This window comes from Vannielia sp. ABF1_015, assembly GCF_056160745.1.
The window spans coordinates 39,113-56,568 of sequence record NZ_JBSWXT010000004.1 but is presented as its reverse complement, the minus strand read 5'-3'; the positions used below and the strand labels follow the sequence as shown (position 1 = coordinate 56,568).

The 17,456-nt window shown below is 63.3% G+C and carries 14 protein-coding genes; 11 read left to right on the top strand and 3 right to left on the bottom strand.

What is annotated here, in order from left to right; genetic code table 11:
• Positions 1-85: 85 nt before the first annotated feature.
• On the top strand, positions 86-925 hold the full coding sequence (locus ACXAG6_RS19445) for a 3-oxoadipate:acetyl-CoA acetyltransferase (protein WP_475339576.1): 840 nt from the start codon (positions 86-88) through the stop codon (positions 923-925).
• Here ACXAG6_RS19445 and ACXAG6_RS19440 read toward each other — a convergent pair.
• Both ACXAG6_RS19440 and ACXAG6_RS19435 read right to left on the bottom strand, forming a co-directional pair.
• Positions 922-3,222, bottom strand: coding sequence for a TRAP transporter permease (locus ACXAG6_RS19440; protein WP_475339575.1), 2,301 nt, complete (start codon positions 3,220-3,222; stop codon positions 922-924). The genes ACXAG6_RS19445 and ACXAG6_RS19440 overlap by 4 nt on opposite strands.
• A gap of 66 nt (positions 3,223-3,288) precedes the next feature.
• Entirely contained in the window at positions 3,289-4,341 is a 1,053-nt protein-coding gene (locus tag ACXAG6_RS19435) for a TAXI family TRAP transporter solute-binding subunit (RefSeq protein ID WP_475339573.1), read from the bottom strand.
• 139 nt (positions 4,342-4,480) lie between these two features.
• Between ACXAG6_RS19435 and ACXAG6_RS19430 the strand changes: the two genes are divergently transcribed.
• Both ACXAG6_RS19430 and ACXAG6_RS19425 read left to right on the top strand, forming a co-directional pair.
• Entirely contained in the window at positions 4,481-4,990 is a 510-nt protein-coding gene (locus tag ACXAG6_RS19430) for a MarR family winged helix-turn-helix transcriptional regulator (protein ID WP_475339572.1), read from the top strand.
• Positions 4,987-6,633, top strand: coding sequence for a sulfatase-like hydrolase/transferase (locus ACXAG6_RS19425; RefSeq protein WP_475339571.1), 1,647 nt, complete (start codon positions 4,987-4,989; stop codon positions 6,631-6,633). Before ACXAG6_RS19430 ends, ACXAG6_RS19425 begins: the two co-directional genes overlap by 4 nt.
• A 16-nt stretch (positions 6,634-6,649) precedes the next feature.
• Here ACXAG6_RS19425 and ACXAG6_RS19420 read toward each other — a convergent pair whose 3' ends face one another.
• On the bottom strand, positions 6,650-7,657 hold the full coding sequence (locus ACXAG6_RS19420) for a LacI family DNA-binding transcriptional regulator (protein WP_475339569.1): 1,008 nt from the start codon (positions 7,655-7,657) through the stop codon (positions 6,650-6,652).
• 167 nt (positions 7,658-7,824) lie between these two features.
• Here ACXAG6_RS19420 and iolG point away from each other — a divergent pair, with 167 nt between their 5' ends.
• The 8 genes from iolG (at position 7,825) to iolB (ending at position 17,455) form a co-directional block, all read left to right on the top strand.
• Complete coding sequence (iolG, locus tag ACXAG6_RS19415) at positions 7,825-8,817, top strand: inositol 2-dehydrogenase (protein WP_475339568.1); 993 nt, start codon at positions 7,825-7,827, stop codon at positions 8,815-8,817.
• A gap of 134 nt (positions 8,818-8,951) precedes the next feature.
• Complete coding sequence (locus ACXAG6_RS19410; RefSeq protein ID WP_475339567.1) at positions 8,952-9,872, top strand: sugar ABC transporter substrate-binding protein; 921 nt, start codon at positions 8,952-8,954, stop codon at positions 9,870-9,872.
• A gap of 70 nt (positions 9,873-9,942) precedes the next feature.
• Positions 9,943-11,052 carry an ABC transporter permease gene (locus tag ACXAG6_RS19405; protein WP_475339566.1) on the top strand — a complete coding sequence of 370 codons (1,110 nt, stop codon included), beginning with the start codon at positions 9,943-9,945 and terminating at the stop codon, positions 11,050-11,052.
• 1 nt (position 11,053) lies between these two features.
• Entirely contained in the window at positions 11,054-11,875 is an 822-nt protein-coding gene (locus tag ACXAG6_RS19400; RefSeq protein ID WP_210410498.1) for an ATP-binding cassette domain-containing protein, read from the top strand.
• A gap of 115 nt (positions 11,876-11,990) precedes the next feature.
• Positions 11,991-13,901: a bifunctional 5-dehydro-2-deoxygluconokinase/5-dehydro-2-deoxyphosphogluconate aldolase gene (locus tag ACXAG6_RS19395; protein WP_475339564.1), complete on the top strand. Its 1,911-nt coding sequence runs from the start codon at positions 11,991-11,993 to the stop codon at positions 13,899-13,901.
• Positions 13,902-13,905: 4 nt separating this feature from the next.
• Positions 13,906-15,738, top strand: a complete 1,833-nt coding sequence (gene iolD / locus ACXAG6_RS19390) for a 3D-(3,5/4)-trihydroxycyclohexane-1,2-dione acylhydrolase (decyclizing) (RefSeq protein ID WP_475339563.1) — start codon at positions 13,906-13,908, stop codon at positions 15,736-15,738.
• Positions 15,738-16,643 carry a myo-inosose-2 dehydratase gene (iolE, locus tag ACXAG6_RS19385; RefSeq protein WP_475339562.1) on the top strand — a complete coding sequence of 302 codons (906 nt, stop codon included), beginning with the start codon at positions 15,738-15,740 and terminating at the stop codon, positions 16,641-16,643. Before iolD ends, iolE begins: the two co-directional genes overlap by 1 nt.
• 5 nt (positions 16,644-16,648) lie before the next feature.
• The gene (gene iolB / locus ACXAG6_RS19380) at positions 16,649-17,455 is read left to right on the top strand and encodes a 5-deoxy-glucuronate isomerase (RefSeq protein ID WP_140015143.1); all 807 of its coding nucleotides are present in this window, start codon (positions 16,649-16,651) and stop codon (positions 17,453-17,455) included.
• Position 17,456: the final 1 nt, after the last annotated feature.

The window sequence follows — 17,456 nt, the reverse complement described above, 5'->3', positions numbered from 1 at the left end:
GGGGCCAATCCCCCATTCGTGCCGACAACCAGCGGGCCTTGCCCTGCGGGTGGTTGGCGTCTTAGGTGCTCGGGGAGGAAAGCGAATGACCCAGAAGCCTTGCATCATCTGCGTTGCCATCACCGGCAGCGTTGCGCAGAAGTCTGACAATCCGGCGGTGCCGATCAGCATCGAGGAGCAGGTGGAATCGACCCATGAGGCCTTTGAGGCGGGCGCAGCGATTGCACATTGCCACGTGCGGATGCCGGATGGGTCGCCCAGCTCTGACCCGGAGCGTTTTGCCCGGCTTCAGGAGGGGTTGCGGGCGCATTGCCCGGGGATGATCGTGCAATTCTCGACCGGCGGGCGCTCTGGCGCGGGGCAGGCGCGGGGCGGGATGCTGCCGCTGCGGCCCGAGATGGCCTCGCTTACGGTGGGCTCCAACAACTTTCCGACGCGGGTTTACGAGAACCCGCCCGATCTGGTGGATTGGCTGGCCGCCGAGATGACCCGATATGAGATCACCCCCGAGATCGAGGCCTTCGATCTGTCACACATCCACCGGGCCGTCGCGCTGCACGAGGCCGGGCAGCTGCCAGGGAAGCTTTATATCCAGTTCGTGATGGGTGTGAAAAACGCGATGCCGGTAGATCGGGATGTGTTTGACTATTACATCCGCACCGTCGAGCGGCTTGCCCCCGGCACCGAGTGGTGCGCCGCCGGGATCGGGCGTAACCAAATTGTGCTGAACGACTGGGCCATCGCGGCGGGTGGCCATGCCCGCACCGGGCTGGAAGACAACGTGCGCCTCGACAAGAGCACGCTCGCCCCCTCCAACGCCGCCCTTGTGCGCCGGACGGTGGAGATTTGTGACACCTACGAGCGCCCGGTTGCCAGCTGGCAGGAGGCGCGCGAGATACTGGGGCTGCGCGCCGCTGCGGCCTAGGCGGCGGTGCCCGCCACCCGCCGCCGGGCGGTGAGGGTGTGCAGCACCACCAGCGCGGCGGCGAGGGCGAGGCCGACCGACATGATCACCGGGGTCTTCCAGAGCACCAGAACCGCCGCCAGCAGGCGCAGCGCGATTTCCCAGCGCGGCATTGGGCCACGATCAAACCGGGCCAGCGCCGAGGCGATGAGGTAGAGCGCGAGGATCAGACGCAGGCCGAGCAAGGCGAGTGCGCCCCAGTCCACCGTGCTGCTGTAGCCTTCGATCAGGGCCTTGCGGCCGGTGTCGTCGGTGATGGTCACGGCCTCTTCGATCAGCAGCAGCTCGGGATACCACGCGAAGATGAAGGGGATGGTGAACATGACGATCCCGACGCGCACGGCGGCGATGCCGGTGCGCATTGGCTCGGTGCGGGTGATCGAGGCGGCGGCGAAGGCGGCAATCGCCACGGGCGGGGTGATGGCCGAGGCCACGGCGAAGTAGAAGACGAACATATGCGCGGTGAAGAAGCTCACCCCGAGGTTGGCCAGCAGGGGGCCGAGCAGCAGCGCCACGTTGACGTAGGCGGGCACCGTGGGCATGCCCATGCCCAACAAGATGGCGCAGAACATCGCGCAGGTGAGCGCGAGCATCAGGTAGACGCCGCCGACGATCTCGATCTCGAAGCCGAAGAGGCTGATCTGCTGGGCGTTTTCCAGCCACGTGGTGACGGCGCGGGTCAGCTCGCCGGTCAGGCCGCTTTCGTTGAGGAAGGCGGCGATGATCGACACGGCGAAGAGCAGCAGGAAGAGGCGCGACAGCAGGATGCCGCCATCGGCCAGCGAAACCAGTACGCGGCGCGGCGCGGCGCGGGTGCCGGGATCGAGGAAGAGCAGCGGCAACAGCACGATCACTGCCCACCAGCCTGCGGAGACGGCATCGCCGGTGGCGTTCTTGATCGTCTGGGTGACGCCTGTGGGAAGGATCGTGGCGAGCAGCCCGCCATCCACCGCGTCCTTGTTGCCGAGCAGCAGGAAGAGGATGGTGAGGATCGGCACGAAGATGATGATGAGGTTCAGCCAGTCTTGCCGGTTCATCGCCAGATCTTCGGGGATGTCGCGCATCGGCTCGACCCGGTCGCGCCGGGCCTGAAACATCACCGCGAGGAAGATCGAGAAGAAGAAGCAGAGCGCGGGCAGGAAGGCGGCGGTGATGACCTTGGTGTAGGGCACCGCCGTCAGCGCGACGAGCACGAAGGCGGCAACGCCCATCACCGGCGGCATGATTTGCCCGCCCGAGGAGGCCGCTGCCTCGACCCCGCCTGCGAATTGCGGCGAGAAGCCGTTGCGCTGCATCATCGGGATGGTCAGCCGCCCGGTGGAGAGCACGTTGGTCACCGGCCCGCCGGTGATGGTGCCGAACATGGCCGAGGAGACCACAGCCGCATGGGCCGGGCCGCCGCGCAGGCGGCTTGTGGTGCGCACTGCCAGCTTGATCAGCGAGGTGCCCCCTGCCGAGGTGCCGAAGAGCGCGCCGAGGATCACATAGGGAAAGACCTGATTGACGACGATATCCATGAAGCGGCCCATGAAGCCGTCTGGCGAGATGAAGACATTGGTGGCCTTCTGCACCGCTGCCGCAACCACATCGCCGCCGTCGGCGCCCAGTTTGGTGAGCAGGAAGTTGTTGGACGAGAGGTCAAACACCCAGATCAGCGCGGTGCCGACGGTGTAGACCACCACGACGCTGGCGACGATCACCAGCGGCAGGCCCCAGACCCGGACGTTATAGAGGAAGAACAGCGTGATGATGGTGAAGAGCAGCGGGATGGTCCAGATGCCGAAACGGGCCTGACAGGCAGGCACTTCGGCCTCCAGCGAGATGCCCGGGATCACCCCTGCGGAGCGTTCTGCCGCCTCCTGTATCAGCCGCGCGCGCTCGCCGCTGATCTGATCGAAGAGGCAGACCGAGTCGAGCTCGACCAGATAGCCAAGCGCGCCGAGGAAGGCGGCGAGGATCAGGCCGGCATCGAGCAGAAGGCCCAGCCAAGCCAGATGCGGTTTGTCTTGCTTCCAGGCCCGGTAGACGCTGGAATCGAGCGCCACGATGAGCATCATCACCAGAAAGACCGGCGGGTAGAAAAATTCGGGTGCAAAGCCCGACACGCGGAAGAACGGGCGGCCGGTGACCTCGCGGGCCCAATCTTGCAGGCCGGCGATTTCGGGCATGGTGTTGATCATGCCGACGATCACGAGGAGCAGGGCAAGAACCAGCGCAATGCGCTGTCCGAGCGGACGCGTCAGGGAAGGGTTGGTCATGTCACCGGGCCATTTGGGGGCAGGGGCGTGGCCGGGAGCCCGGCCACGCGGGAGTGCGAGTGCGGATCAGGGGCGCAGGCAGTCTGCGATGGTGTGACCTGCGTCTTCGAAGGCGCGGATGGCGCCGGGGTGCATCTTGATCTGCACAGCGCCACAGGCACCTTGGCTGACGCCGTCGATATCGCCGAAGCTCATCATCGCGTAGGGGCCGCGCGGCGAGCCCTTGATGAAGCGATCCTGACCTTCGAGGTAGGCCTTGGTGATGTCGTAGACGAGTTGCTCGTCGAGCCCGGCGGGCACGATCTGGCCGAAGGCGGTGGCGAAGCTGTCGAAGGTATCATCATCGGTGACGATGGTGATGTCATTGCCCTCGTAGGCGGCGCGGAAGTCTTCGACCGGCACGGAATAGGGCGCATGGCCCGGTGCGGCGAGGATCTGCTGGCCAAGTTCGCTGGCGAGCAGGTCGGAGGGAACATCGTGGATGGTGATGCCGCCCACGGCAGCCAGCGCGATTTCGCGGCCCGAGGGCAGGCCTTCGGGAATGGTCCATGCGTCGGCGCCGCCGCCGGTGATGGTGGAGACGGTGTCGGGCCAGGGCGTCTGGATGCCTTCGTAGCCTTCACCGTCCTTGAGGCCGGAGAGTAGCTGGATCATTGCGCGCCCGGAGGTGAGCGCCGCGCCGCGGGGCGGGCCGTTCCAGATGCGCTTGCCTTCGAGGTTGCGAATGTCTTCGATCGGGTTGTTGTTGTAGTAGCCGAGCAGCTGCGCCGAGCCTGCGTTGAAGAAGATCACGCGGATGTTCGCGGCGAGCTCTGCGCCCTTTTCGGGGCCGACACCGGCATAGGGGCCGATGCCCTTGGAGAGCAGGAAGGGCAGGATCAGCGGGGCGGGAGCCATATCGAGCCGGCCTTCGGCGACGGCCTGCACCGAATTGGTGAGGGTGGCACCTTCGGTGATTTGCAGCGTCGCAACGCCCGCGCTGTCGAGCACAGCGGCCAGCGTGCTGTCGATGTAATGGGGCGTGGAGCCCGGGGTGGTGGTTTCGGCGGTCAGCGTGGCCTGCGCAGATGCGGCCAGCGGTGCAAGCGCCAGCGCGGCGCCCAGAAGCGTTTTCTTCATCAGATATCCTCCCTTGATGTCGCGCCGACCTCCCGGCTTGCACGAGTGCCCTTTTAGGGGCTGACCTGAGACTGACAAAAAATATATGACTTGTCACGCATTTATTTTTCGGGCTTTATCAGAGCCGTGGAGGAGACAGATGACTGACCCCGAAAAGATCGACCCCGAGCGGATTCGGGACAGGCGCGCGCATGAAGAGCTGAACATCTTCTCGCGCCTCCCGGCTGTTTACGCGGCCTCGCGCAAGCAGGGGCAGCGCTTTCTTCAGATCGGTGGTGGCATTTCGATCGTGGAATGGCGTGTGCTTTGGGATCTGTGCGAGGCGGGTCCGATGACGATCCGAGACCTTGCCGCGATCCAGCGGGCCGATCACTCGCTTCTCAGCCGCGCCCTGCCGGAGATGAAGCGCAAGGGCTTGGTGAACATGGCGCGCGACACGCAGGACAAGCGGCAGACGATCGTGGAGATCACACCCGAGGGCCGCGCGGCCTATGAGGTGGCCGCGCCTGTCATGGCGCAGCGCCGCGCGGCGTTGCGCGAGGTGCTGGGGGAAGAGGAGACGCGCCAGTTCATTGCGCTGCTCGACAGGGTGGAGGCGTTTTTGCGCACGCCCGCAGATGAGATTTTGAAGAAGGACATGGCGCAATGAGTGACCGCCCCAACGTGCTCTGGATCATGGCTGACCAGCTGCGTTTCGACTATCTGAGCTGTTACGGCCACCTGCATCTGCACACGCCCCATATCGACGCGCTGGCGGCGCGCGGCGTGCGTTTCAACAACGCCTATGTGCAATCGCCGGTTTGTGGCCCTTCGCGGATGAGCGCTTACACCGGGCGCTATGTGCGCTCTCACGGCTCCACCTGGAACGGGATGCCGCTTCGCATTGGCGAGCCGACCTTGGGCGACCATCTGCGCGAGGCGGGCGCGCGGGCGGTGCTGGTGGGCAAAACCCATATGACCGCAGACGCCGAGGGCATGGCGTGGCTCGGCATCGACCCGAAGAGCGAGATCGGCGTGCGCCGGGGCGAATGCGGATTTGAGCCTTTCGAGCGTGATGACGGGCTGCACCCTGACAGCCCACGGCAGAACTGGTCGGCCTATGATGACTACCTCGTGGCCCATGGCTTTGAGAGCGAGAACCCTTGGGAAGACTTTGCCAATTCGGGCCTCGATGACGATGGAGAGCTGCTCTCGGCCTGGCTGCTGAAGAACTCGCGCCTCGCGGCGAATGTGCCCGAAGAACACTCCGAAACCGCCTATATGACCGACCGCGCGATGGCCTTCATGGAGGAGGCCGATGCCGATGGCCGCCCGTGGATGTGCCACCTGAGCTACATCAAGCCGCATTGGCCCTACATCGTGCCCGCGCCCTACCACGACATGTATGGCCCCGAGCACATCATCCCGCCGGTGCGCTCGGAGGAGGAGCTGGCGACGGATCACCCGCTGGTGGCCGCCTACCACAAGGCGCGCGTATGCAAGAGCTTCTCGCGCGACCATGTGCGCGAGCATGTCATCCCGGCCTACATGGGGCTTATCAAGCAGCTGGACGACAATTTGGGGCGGCTGTTTGCGTGGATGGATGAGACCGGGCGCAGCGAGAACACCATTGTTGTCGTCACCTCGGACCATGGCGATTACATGGGCGATCACTGGATGGGGGATAAGGACTTTTACCACGAGATGGCGGTGAAAGTGCCGCTTATCATCTGCGATCCGCGCCCCGGGGCAGAGGCCACGCGCGGCACGGTCAGCGATGAGCTGGTGGAGATGATCGACCTCGCCCCCACCTTCATGAACGCGCTGGGCTGCCCGGCCAAGCCGCATGTGATCGAGGGCCGAGACCTGACGCCGCTGTTGCACGGCACCGATGGGTTTTCGCGGCGCTATGCGATCAGCGAGCACGATTATCACTGGTCGGATATGGCCCGCACGCTGGAGCAGCCGCAGGAAGAGGCCCACACAACGATGATCTTTGACGGGCGGTGGAAATACATCCGCTGCGAGGGGTTCCGCCCGGTGCTGTTTGATCTGGAGACGGACCCGCAGGAGCTGACGGATCTGGGCGCGTCGGAGGCCGCCGAGCATGTGGAGGTGCGCGCGAGGCTTGAAGCCGCTTTGCTGACATGGGCCACGCGGCACCACACGCGGATCACCGCCACGCCAGAGGTGCTGGCCCGCCAGAAGCGCGCCGCGGACTCCGGAATCCTGATCGGGTTTTGGGATGAGGCGGAATATGAGCAGGCGACGGGGAAGGCGTTTGACGACCTCAAGCCGGTGGGGCGGCCCTGACGCCAGCGTGCGGTGCCTAGGCGCTTTTGCGCGGGACCAGGTGGCCGGTAAAGGCGTTCATCTTCTTGGCGCGTTTCTTGCCTTCGAGCACCTCAACCAAGGCATGCGCCATATCGGTCAGCGGCTGGCGATAGGTTGTAAGTTCATAGTGCGGGCTGGAGGCCTGGGGCACGTCATCGAACCCGGTGATGGCGATGTCTTCTGGCACGCGCAGGCCCAGCTCGTAGCGGATCGCGTCAATCGCGCCCATCGCCAGCGCGTCGTTTTCGCAGACCAGAACATCCGGCAGCTCTGACCTTGGCTTGTTGCGAAAGAGCTCGGTCACAAGGTCATAGGCCATTCTCGGATCATAGCGCTCGACCGAGGCAAAGGCGGGGCGCTGGCCGGTGATGTCTTGCCATAGCGAAAGGAAGGTATCCTTGCGCTGAAGGTGGGCCGACTGGGTTTGCGGACCGGCGATGAAATGGGGATTGCGATAGCCCGCCGAAAAGACGTGCTGGGTGAGCGCCGTCATCGCCGCGCGATCATCGCAGAGGATCGAGATCGTATTGTCGTTTCTCGACATCCGGGCAAACACGATAAGCTTTTTGACCCTTCGGGCACCGAGCGCGGTTTCGAGGCTTTGGTCATTGAAGCTGACGCCGATCAGCACCGCGGCATCGACGCGCCTTTGGCTGGCGTTGAGGAGGGCGGCGGAAGCATCTTTCTCGTCGCTGGTGTTCACCAGCAGGGTGTCATAGCCGCTTTGGCGCAAGATGCGCGTCAGCCGTTCCATCATCACCAGCTTGTGCGGGTTGGCGAAATCATCGACGAGGAGCGCCACGAGATGGGTGCGGTCTGTGGCGAGGCTGGTTGCCAGAAGGTCGGGAACATAGCCGAGCGTTTCGGCGGCTTTCATCACCTTTTCCCGCGACTTGGCGGAGATCGAGGCATCCTTCTTGAAGGCCCTGTTCACGGTCCAGCGGGAGACGCCGGCAAGGGCGGCAACGTCATCTGCCGTGATTGAACCGTCATGATCCTTCATCGTGTTGCTGAGCCTCTCATCGGTGAAGTGCTTGGAATCGCGTGCGACCCGGAAGCGTGGCGTTGGTTGAGGCTACACCATGTCTGCACTCGCGTGCAAAAAAATCTTGCACGCGGGTGCAAAAGGGTGAATGTTGATCAGACAAACGAGAATCGGGAGGTCTCAAGATGCGGGTTGGGTTGCTCGGTGCAGGGCGCATCGGAAATGTTCACGCACAAGCCATTTCTTCGCATCCGGAGAGCGACCTTGTCGCCGTCTCCGACGCTTTCGAGAAGAATGCGCAGGCATTGGCCAAGAGCTACGGGTGCGAGGTGCGCTCTTCGGATGAGATTATTGCAGACAGCTCCATTGATGCGGTGCTGGTTGCGACATCCACCGATACGCACTCTGACCTGATCGAAGCTGCCGCGGCGGCTGGCAAGGCGGTTTTGTGCGAGAAGCCGGTGGACCTCAGCCTTGAGCGGGCGAATGAATGCCTGCGCAACGTGGGCGACAAGGCCTCCAGCATCATGATCGGCTTCAACCGCCGGTTCGACCCGAACTTCGGCACCCTGAAGGCCGCGATTGACGCGGGCGAGATTGGCAAGGCTGAGCTGCTGTCGATCACATCGTTTGACCCTGCGCCGCCGCCCGTTGAATACATCAAGGTGTCTGGCGGCCTGTTCCGCGACATGATGATCCACGATTTCGACATGGCGAACTTCATCATGGGGCAGGCGCCGGTTTCGGTTTCTGCCGTGGGCACCTCGGTGGTTGATCCGGCAATCGGTGAAGCCGGTGATGTGGATACCGCTGCCGTCACGCTGACCTACGCCGATGGGCGCATCGCGGTGATCAAGAACTCACGCCGCGCGGTTTATGGCTATGACCAGCGGGTTGAGGTGCTTGGCTCGGAAGGGCTGCTTCAGGCGCAGAACATGCTGGAAAACACGGTTGTCAAATCCACGACCGCCGGTGTGAGCAGCGCCAAGCCCACCTACTTTTTCCTTGAACGCTACATGCCGGCCTACAAGGCCGAGTGGTCTGCCTTTGTTGAGGCTGTTCAGGGCAAGTCGGCAATGCCGGTCAACCTGCATGACGGGGTTGCGGCGCTCGCGATGGCGGAGGCTGCAACGCGCTCTGCCAAGACGGGCACGCCCGTGGCGCTGGCCGACGTTTGAAGATTTCAGGCTGCGGGGAGGCAGCCTGACGCGGAGCACTCGCCTGGAACGGGCGATGCGAATTACGCGACCCGTTCGCGTGAAGAAGCTGCCGGTTTGACCGGCAAGAACGGAAACCAAGGGAGGAAACTCACATGAAAACCTTTTTGAAAGGCGCATTTGCCGCTGGTGCCATGGCCGTTGCGGCCCCGGCCGTTGCTCAGGACATCTCGGTTGTTGTCCACGGTCAGGCGAACGATGCGTTCTGGTCTGTCGTGAAGGCGGGCGTTGATCAGGCGGCTGCCGACACTGGCGCGAACGTCTCCTACAACTCGCCCGAAACCTTCGACATGGTTCTGATGTCGCAGCTGATCGACGCCGCTGTGAACGAAGAGCCCGATGGGCTGATCATCTCTTTCCCCGACCCCGATGCGCTTGGCCCGTCGGTTGAGCGTGCCATTGCCGCAGGCATCCCGGTGATCACCATCAACGCTGGTGGCGCACAGGGCAAAGAGCTGGGCACCGCGATGCACGTGGGTCAGGACGAGTATGACGCTGGTGTTGCCGCCGGTAAGGCGCTGGCCGAAATGGGCGGCTCCAACGCGATTTGTGTGAACCAGGAAGTTGGTAACCTTTCTCTCGACCAGCGTTGCGCTGGCTTTGAAGAAGGCTTTGGCGGCACCGTGACCGTTCTGCCGACCACCAATGACCCGGCCGAGATCGAATCCAAGGTTGCTGCTGCGCTGGCGTCCGACGAGAGCGTTGACACGGTGATGGCGCTGGGTGCCTCCACCGCTGGTGAGCCCTCGGTGGCTGCTGCCAAGGCCTCTGGCCGTGACGTGAACGTGGCGACCTTCGACCTCTCCGCGGGCTTCCTGCAGTCCATCGTTGATGGCGACGCGGCCTTTGCGCTCGACCAGCAGCAGTACCTGCAGGGTTACATGGGCGTCTCCATCATGGCGCTGCAAGCCAAGTACGGCCTGATGCCCGGTGGCGATATTGCCTCCGGCCCGAACCTGATCACCGCCGACAAGGCTGCTCAGGTGATCGAACTGTCCTCGCAGGGCATTCGCTAAGCTCCGACCAGCAAGACCACGGAAGCGGCACAGATCGGTGCCGCTTCCAACTCAAATGGGAGAGGGCGCTATGAGTGATACCACACCAAATCCAACGACAGACGAGCGGATCAAGGCCGAGTCCCTGATATCGCGACTGATGAAGAGACCCGAGCTGGGTGCCATTGCAGGCGTTGTGCTCGTCGCGATCTTCTTCTTGATCACCGCGGACTCCGCGATGTTCACCACCTCGGGCATTATCAACTTTCTGACCCCGGCTGCGCAGCTTGGCATTCTCGCCATCGGCGCCGCGATGCTGATGATCGGCGGAGAGTTTGACCTTTCCATCGGCTCCATGGTCGCCTTTGCCGGCCTGTTCTTCGGGGTCTGCATCATGGTCTGGGGCCTGCCTCTGATTGTTGCGATCCCGCTGACGTTTGTTTTTTCTGCGGGTGTTGGTGCGATCAACGGTGTGATCGTGATCCGCTCCGGGCTGCCGTCGTTCATCGTGACGCTGGCCTTCCTCTTCATCCTTCGCGGCCTTTCGCTTGTTGGCCTGAAATGGGCTTCGGGCGGCTCTACCCAGCTTCGCGGTATCCGTGACGCCACCGAGAACGACTGGCTTGCGCCGCTCTTTTCTGGTGATGCGTTTCCGGGGCTGTTCGCCTGGCTGGCTGAAATGGGCATGGTCGAGACCTTCAAGAACGGCGCACCCAAGGTGACCGGCATTCCGGTGGAGATCCTTTGGTTTGTCGCGCTGGCTCTGGTTGCGACCTACATCCTCCTGCGCACCCCGGCGGGCAACTGGATCTTTGCTGCTGGTGGCGACTCCACGGCCGCTTCCAACTCCGGTGTGCCTGTCAACAGGATCAAGATTTCCCTGTTCATGGTCACCGCCTGTTGCGCTGCCCTTGTTGCCATCATCACGGTGATCGACGCGGGTTCGACCGATGCGCGGCGTGGCTTCCAGAAGGAATTTGAAGCCATCATCGCTGCGGTGATCGGGGGCTGCCTTCTGACCGGGGGCTACGGCTCTGCGATCGGGGCGTTCTTTGGCTCCATCATCTTTGGGATGGTGGTCATCGGCCTCACCTACACCAACTTCGATCAGGATTGGTTCCAGGTGTTCCTGGGCGGCATGCTGCTGATCGCGGTTCTCTTCAACAATGCCATTCGCAAGCGCGTTACGGGGGAGCGTTGATATGACCGATGACAGCAAATTCCACCACGGCGATGTGGACGACAGCAAGGCTCCGATTGTCCAGATGAAGGACATCCAGAAGCACTTTGGCAACATCATCGCATTGGCCGGTGTCAGCTTTGATATCCGCCCCGGTGAGTGCCACTGCCTTCTGGGCGACAACGGCGCGGGTAAATCGACCTTCATCAAGACGATGTCGGGCGTGCACCAGCCAACGCACGGGGAAATCCTGTTCGAAGGCAAACCGATGAGCTTTTCCACGCCGCGGGATTCAATGGAGGCCGGTATTGCCACCGTGTTTCAGGATCTCGCAATGATCCCGCTGATGTCGGTGGCACGCAACTTCTTCATGGGGCGCGAGCCGACGAAGGGGCGCGGGCCGACCAAGCGGTTTGACGTGGACAAGGCCAACGAGATCACCATGACCGAGATGCGCAAGATGGGTATCAACCTGCGCGGACCGGATCAGGCGGTTGGCACCCTGTCGGGCGGTGAACGGCAAACGGTTGCCATTGCCCGCGCGGTGTTTTTCGGGGCCAAGGTGTTGATCCTCGATGAGCCGACCTCGGCGCTTGGCGTGCGGCAAACCTCCAACGTGCTGGCGACCATCGACAAGGTGCGCTCGCAGGGCGTGGGTGTGGTCTTTATCAGCCACAACGTCCGGCACGCGCTAGCGGTGGGCGACAGGTTTACCGTGCTCAACCGGGGCAAGACCCTCGGCACGGCGAAACGTGGTGAGATCAGCCCGGAAGAACTGCAGGATCTCATGGCCGGTGGCCAGGAGCTTGCCCAGCTGGAAGGCTCGCTGGGCGGGACCATCTGAGACAGAACCAGCAACACCGTTCACGTGCCTCCCTGTAGTCGTGAACGGTGTCGGGGCTGGCGGAAGCAATTCGGCCAGCCCCACGATGTGAACAACTAAAATGATGGGCGCTGCCATGTCGAAACTCGATCTTATCACGATTGGCCGATCCTCGGTGGATCTCTATGGAGCCCAGATTGGTGGACGGCTGGAGGATATGGGCTCGTTCGACAAGTATATCGGCGGCTCCCCCACCAACATTGCCTGCGGCACCGCGCGGCTTGGCCTGAAATCGGCGGTCATCACCGGCGTGGGCGACGAGCACATGGGCCGCTTCATCCGCGAGCAGTTGGAGCGCGAGGGCGTCAACACCGACGGAGTGAAGACAGACCCGGACCGGCTGACGGCACTGGTGCTTCTGGGCATCCGCGACCAAGAGCAGTTTCCGCTGATCTTCTACCGCGAGAACTGCGCCGACATGGGGCTGACCGTCGATGACATCGACCCGGAGTTCATAAAGCGCGCCCGGGCTGTTGTGGCGACCGGCACGCATTTGAGCCACCCGCAGGTGGAGGCGGCGACGATCAAGGCGCTGGAGATTGCCCGGGGGGCCGGGCGGCAGACCGCGCTTGATATCGACTATCGCCCGAACCTCTGGGGCGTGGCCGGGCATGGCGACGGCGAGAGCCGCTTTGTGGAGAGCGAAGCGGTGACGGCGAAGTTGCAGGCGAGCCTGCACCTGTTTGACCTGATCGTCGGCACTGAAGAAGAATTTCATATCGCGGGCGGCTCGACCGACACGATCGAGGCGCTGCGGGCGGTGCGCGCGGTATCCAAGGCTACGCTGGTGTGCAAGCGCGGCGCGGCGGGCGCCGTGGCCTTTACCGGCGAGGTGCCGGACAGCCTTGATGACGGCGAAGCGGGCCCCGGCTTTCCGATTGAAGTGTTCAACGTGCTCGGCGCGGGGGATGGCTTCATGTCTGGCCTGCTCAAGGGCTGGCTGGATGGTGAAGACTGGCCGACGGCGCTGAAATACGCCAACGCCTGCGGGGCCTTCGCGGTGAGCCGACACGGCTGCACGCCGGCCTATCCGAGCTGGGAAGAGCTTCAGTTTTTCTTTGAACGCGGGATCAAGCGGCCTGACCTGCGCAATGATGTGCAACTGGAGCAGGTGCATTGGGCCACCAACCGGCATGGCGACTGGTCGTCGGTCAAGACCTTTGCCTTCGATCACCGGCTGCAGTTGGAAGAGATGGAAGGCTACACGCTCGACAAGGGCTCGGCCTTCAAGGAGCTGTGCCTTGAGGCGGCGCTGAAGGTGCAGGACGGGCAACCGGGCTTTGGCATTTTGTGCGACAACCGCATTGGGCGCTCTGCGCTGCACAAGGCCACCGGCTCCGGGCTGTGGATTGGCCGACCGACCGAGCTGCCGGGGTCGCGCCCCATCGAGTTTGAGCCGGAACTGGGCGAAGACCTGGGCCGTCTGCGCGAGTGGGCGCGGGAGAACGTGGTGAAACTTCTGGTCTTTGTGCATCCGGATGATGATGCCGAGATGAAGGAAAAGCACCTTACGCGCGTGAAGCGCCTGTTCACTGCTGCACGGCGCAACGGGTTGGAGTTTTTGCTGGAAATTATCCCGTCGAAGGTTGGCCCGGTGGATGACGAAACATCGGCAACTCTCATTCAGTGGTTCTACGATGTGGGTGTTTACCCCGATTGGTGGAAGCTGGAGCCGTTCAAGACAGAAGCCGCATGGCACAACGCCGTGCAGGCCATCGAGCGGAACGATCCGAACACCCGGGGGATCGTGGTGCTTGGCTTGGACGCGCCCGAAGCAGAACTGGCGGCGAGCTTTGAGCTGGCAGCCAAGCAGCCTCTGGTGAAGGGGTTTGCGGTTGGGCGCACCATCTTTGGTGATGCGGCGCGGGCTTGGCTGGCGGGCAGCATCACCGATGGTGAGGCTATCGAAGAGATGACCACGAACTACACCCGCCTGTGTAAAATTTGGGACAAGGCGCGGGCCGATGCCCGCCTGAACTCGGAGTGATGCAATGAGCAAGACAATCCGACTGACTGCCGCGCAGGCTATGGTGCGCTATATCGCGGCGCAGCAGAATGACGATGGCGAACGGTTCATCGAAGGGTGCTGGGCGATCTTCGGGCATGGCAACGTGGCCGGCATTGGCGAGGCGCTGTATGCTGCCAAGGATGCCTTCCCGACATGGCGCGGCCACAACGAGCAGACCATGGCCCATGCGGCAATTGCCTACGCAAAGCAGTTGGGGCGGCGCAAGGCCATGGCGGTGACCTCCTCTATCGGCCCCGGTGCGGCCAACATGGTGACGGCGGCGGCGCTGGCCCATGTAAACCGCCTGCCGGTGCTGCTGATCCCCGGCGATGTGTTTGCCGACCGTGGCCCGGACCCGGTGCTGCAACAGGTGGAAGACTGGGGCGACGGCACCGTGACCGTGAATGACGCCTTCAAGCCGGTGACGCGCTACTTTGACCGCATCATGCGCCCCGAGCAGTTGCTGACCGCCCTGCCACGGGCCTTCCGCATCATGACCGACCCGGCCGAATGCGGCCCGGTGTGCCTGTCGTTCTGTCAGGATGTGCAGGCCGAGGCCTATGACTATCCGGTGAGCTTCTTTGAGCCGCAGGTTTGGCGGCAGCGCCGGATCCGCCCCGACGAGGGGGAACTGGCCGATGTGGCAAAGCTGATCCGCGCCGCGAAGCGCCCGGTGATCGTGGCCGGGGGCGGGGTGCATTATAGCGGCGCGACCGAGGCGCTGGCCAGTTTTGCCGAGGCGCACAACATTCCGGTAACCGAAACACAGGCGGGCAAGTCGGCACTGCCGTGGGATCACGCGCTCAACCTCGGCCCCATCGGCGTGACCGGCGGCGAGCCGGCCAACTCCGTTTGCGCCGAGGCGGATGCGGTGATTGGCGTTGGCACCCGCTTTCAGGATTTCACCACCGGCTCGTGGGGGCTGTTTGCCAACCCCGAGCGCAAGCTGATCTCGCTCAACGTGGCGGCTTATGACGCCATGAAGCACGGCGCCGCGCCGTTGCAATCGGATGCTCTGGTTGGCCTCGGGGAGTTGGGCGAAGCGCTGGACGGCTTTGTTGCGCCCGGCAAGACGGAGGGGCTGAAGCCGGATTGGTTTGGCAAGGTCGACCCGTTGACCGATGCGCCCGAAGACAGCAACCAACTGCCCAGTGACATGCAGGTGATTGGCGCAGTGCAACGGGCCGCCAATGAAGAAACCGTGGTGATGTGCGCCGCTGGCACCATGCCGGGCGAGCTGCACAAGCTGTGGAAGGCGGGCAAGCCCGGCTCCTATCACATGGAATACGGCTTTAGCTGCATGGGCTACGAGATTGCCGGGGCCATGGGCATCAAGATGGCCCAGCCGGAGCGTGACGTGATCTGCTTTACCGGTGACGGCACCTACATGATGGCCAACTCGGAAATGGCGACAGCGGCGATGATGGGCATTCCCTTCACCGTCGTGGTCACCGACAACCGGGGCTATGGCTGCATCAACCGGCTGCAGATGGGCTGTGGCGGGGCGGAGTTCAACAACCTGCTGGATCACTCGATCGGTGGCGAGAATTCGGCCATCGACTTTGCCAAGCACGCAGAGGCTATGGGGGCCACGAGCCTCAAGGTCGGCTCGATTGCCGAGTTGGAAGAGGCGCTGGCCAAGCGGGCAGGGGCCAAGGGGCCTTATGTGATCGTCATTGATACCGATCCCTACCCGAGCACGGAGCCGGGCGGCACCTGGTGGGACGTGGGTGTGCCGGAAGTCAGCGAACGCGCAGAGGTGAAGGCCGCGCGGGCGAAATACGAAACCAAGAAAAAGCAGCAAAGGGCAGACTGATGGCTGTGAAGATCGGCATTTCCCTGATCGCCTGGCAGAACGACGACCTGCCGGAGCTGACCAAGGATTACACCACCGAAGGCGCGATGGAGGATGCCGCGAAGATCGGCTACTCGGGCGTTGAACGCGGCCGCCGGATGCCGGCCGATACCGAGGGCCTGCGCGAATATCTGGAGCGTTATGGCGTGTCGCTGTGCGGTGGCTGGTGCTCTGGCAACTTGTTGGTGACGACGGTTGAAGAAGAGCAGGCCGCGATCCGCCAGCAGGTGCAGCAGTTTGCCGCCCTTAACGCCCCCTGCATCGTGTACGCGGAATGCTCCAACACCATTCAGGGCATGATCAACACCCCCGTCAGCCAGCGCCCCAAGCTGAGCCGCGAGGAGGTGATGGCCTATGGCGCGAAGCTCTCGGAAGTGGCGAAATGGGCGCGGGGCGAGGGTGTGGACCTGAGCTATCACCACCACATGGGTGCGATGGTGCAGGATGCCGAAGACATCGACTGGCTGATGGAAGGATCGAGTGACGACCTGACGCTGCTCTATGACACCGGGCACCTGCATTTTGCGGGCGCCGACCCGGTGGCCGTTTTGGACAAGTGGGGCCACCGCGTGCATCACGTTCACTTCAAGGACGTGCGCCAGCCGGTGCTTGATTGGGTCAACGGCGAAGACAAGAGCTTCCTTGATGGGGTCGCCGCCGGGGTTTACTCGGTGCCCGGCGATCCGGAAGGCTGCATCGACTTTCAGGCCATCACCGACAAGCTCAAGGCGATGGACTATGACGGCTGGATCGTTGTCGAGGCAGAGCAGGATCCGGCGAAGGCGCCGCCCTTCGCGTATTCCAAGATCGGCTTTGACCACATCACCGAAATCTGCGGCCGCTCCGGCCTTGCAATCGAGAAGTAGAGACTATGGCTGACCTTCTGAGAAAACCCTTTGGCACACGCGGCAAGGTGCACCAGATCACCCCGGAAAGCGCCGGTTGGCGCTATGTGGGCTTTTCGCTCTATCGGCTGAAGGCGGGCGACAAGGCTGCCGAGGTGACAGGCGACCGCGAGGTGATCCTCGTCATGGTCGAGGGCAAGGCCAAGATCACCGGCGCCGGGCAGGATTGGGGCGTGCTGGGCGAGCGGATGGACGTGTTCGAGAAGACCCCGCCGCACTGCCTCTACCTGCCCAATGGCTCCGAGTGGGAGGCCGTGGCCGAAACCGATTGCGTGTTGGCTGTTTGCTCGGCCCCCGGTCTCGGCGGGCATGAGGCGCGGCGCATTGGCCCCGATGGGATCACCCTTGCCACGCGCGGGAAGGGCACAAACACCCGCCACATCAACAACATCGCGATGGAGAACGAGGACTACTGCGACTCGCTTCTCGTGACCGAGGTTTTCACCCCGGCTGGCCACTGGTCTTCCTACCCCAGCCACCGGCATGATGAAGATGACTACCCGCGCATCACCTACCTCGAAGAAACCTACTACCACCGCCTGAACCCCGCCGACGGCTTTGGTATCCAGCGGGTCTACACCGATGACGGGCAGCTGGATGAAACCATGGCCGTCAGCGACGGCGATGTGGTGCTGGTGCCCCGTGGCCACCACCCCTGCGGTGCGCCCTATGGCTTTGAAATGTACTACCTCAACGTAATGGCCGGCCCCCTGCGCAAGTGGCGTTTTGTTCCTGCGCCGCCGGTTCAATGGATCATGGAGCGGGACGCCTGAT

Excerpts from the sequence above, each read along its gene's own strand:
- ACXAG6_RS19445 (WP_475339576.1), top strand. The coding sequence starts at position 86 with ATGACCCAGAAGCCTTGCATCATCTGCGTTGCCATCACCGGCAGCGTT.
- ACXAG6_RS19440 (WP_475339575.1), bottom strand. The coding sequence starts at position 3,222 with ATGACCAACCCTTCCCTGACGCGTCCGCTCGGACAGCGCATTGCGCTG.
- ACXAG6_RS19435 (WP_475339573.1), bottom strand. The coding sequence starts at position 4,341 with ATGAAGAAAACGCTTCTGGGCGCCGCGCTGGCGCTTGCACCGCTGGCC.
- ACXAG6_RS19430 (WP_475339572.1), top strand. The coding sequence starts at position 4,481 with ATGACTGACCCCGAAAAGATCGACCCCGAGCGGATTCGGGACAGGCGC.
- ACXAG6_RS19425 (WP_475339571.1), top strand. The coding sequence starts at position 4,987 with ATGAGTGACCGCCCCAACGTGCTCTGGATCATGGCTGACCAGCTGCGT.
- ACXAG6_RS19420 (WP_475339569.1), bottom strand. The coding sequence starts at position 7,657 with ATGAAGGATCATGACGGTTCAATCACGGCAGATGACGTTGCCGCCCTT.
- iolG (WP_475339568.1), top strand. The coding sequence starts at position 7,825 with ATGCGGGTTGGGTTGCTCGGTGCAGGGCGCATCGGAAATGTTCACGCA.
- ACXAG6_RS19410 (WP_475339567.1), top strand. The coding sequence starts at position 8,952 with ATGAAAACCTTTTTGAAAGGCGCATTTGCCGCTGGTGCCATGGCCGTT.
- ACXAG6_RS19405 (WP_475339566.1), top strand. The coding sequence starts at position 9,943 with ATGAGTGATACCACACCAAATCCAACGACAGACGAGCGGATCAAGGCC.
- ACXAG6_RS19400 (WP_210410498.1), top strand. The coding sequence starts at position 11,054 with ATGACCGATGACAGCAAATTCCACCACGGCGATGTGGACGACAGCAAG.
- ACXAG6_RS19395 (WP_475339564.1), top strand. The coding sequence starts at position 11,991 with ATGTCGAAACTCGATCTTATCACGATTGGCCGATCCTCGGTGGATCTC.
- iolD (WP_475339563.1), top strand. The coding sequence starts at position 13,906 with ATGAGCAAGACAATCCGACTGACTGCCGCGCAGGCTATGGTGCGCTAT.
- iolE (WP_475339562.1), top strand. The coding sequence starts at position 15,738 with ATGGCTGTGAAGATCGGCATTTCCCTGATCGCCTGGCAGAACGACGAC.
- iolB (WP_140015143.1), top strand. The coding sequence starts at position 16,649 with ATGGCTGACCTTCTGAGAAAACCCTTTGGCACACGCGGCAAGGTGCAC.